At 50.9% G+C, this 960-nt stretch carries 1 protein-coding gene; it reads left to right on the top strand.

What is annotated here, in order from left to right; all coding sequences use genetic code 11:
• The coding region (locus A3750_RS27225; RefSeq protein ID WP_197475154.1) for a 3-hydroxyacyl-CoA dehydrogenase NAD-binding domain-containing protein at window positions 1-960 on the top strand (960 nt) is incomplete at both ends.

The following is a 960-nucleotide window of genomic DNA, read 5'->3' as shown; positions in this document are numbered from 1 at the left end:
TATCAATGGTGCGGCTCTTGGCGGTGGTTGGGAATTGGCGCTTGCATGCCACCACCGCATCGCTTTAAGCGAAGGCGTAAAGCTCGGTCTACCTGAAGTGACGCTGGGCTTATTGCCTGGAGGCGGCGGTGTCGTTCGCATGTCTCGCTTGCTCGGTCTGCAAGCAGCGTTGCCCTACCTAACCGAGGGTAAGCAGTTCAAACCTGAGAAAGGCAAAGAGCTTGGCTTGATTCACGACATTGTCGATACCGAGGACCAATTACTCGATGCTGCGACTTCTTTTATCAAGGCAAATCTCAAGGCGCAACAACCATATGATGTCAAAGGCTATAAAGTGCCTGGCGGGAAGCCGAGTACACCAGCGCTAGCCAAAATGCTGCCGATTGCGCCTGCAATGATGCGAGACAAAACCAAAGGTGTGCTCCCTGCGCCTGAGGCAATCTTGTCGGTGATGGTAGAAAGTCTGCAAGTTGATATCGATTCAGCGATGCGAATCGAAACACGATATTTCGTTGAATTGGTGTGCGGTCAGGTTTCAAAGAACATGATCAACACTTTCTGGTATCAACTAAACGAAATCAATGCGGGGGCAGCTCGTCCTGCAGGTATCGAAAAGGCCAAGTTCACGAAACTCGGTGTTTTGGGTGCCGGCATGATGGGAGCGGGAATTGCCTATTCCGCTGCTACGCGTGGCATTGAAGTCGTTTTGAAAGATGTCTCTCTTGAGTCTGCCGAGAAGGGTAAGGCGTACAGCGAGAACCTTCTTGATAAGAAGGTGAAACGTGGCCGATTGAGTGCGTCTAAGCGCAATGAAACGCTCGCGCTTATCCATCCAACCGAGAACGCGGAAGATTTAGCCGGTTGCGATATGATTATCGAAGCCGTTTTTGAAGATCGTGGATTAAAGGCAAAAGTGACTCAAGAAGCAGAGGCACAAATGCAAGCGAGTGGGGTCTTCGC

The organism is Oleiphilus sp. HI0079 (genome assembly GCF_001635105.1).
Note: the sequence above shows the minus strand (reverse complement) of the source record. Positions and strands in the feature narration are given on the sequence as shown.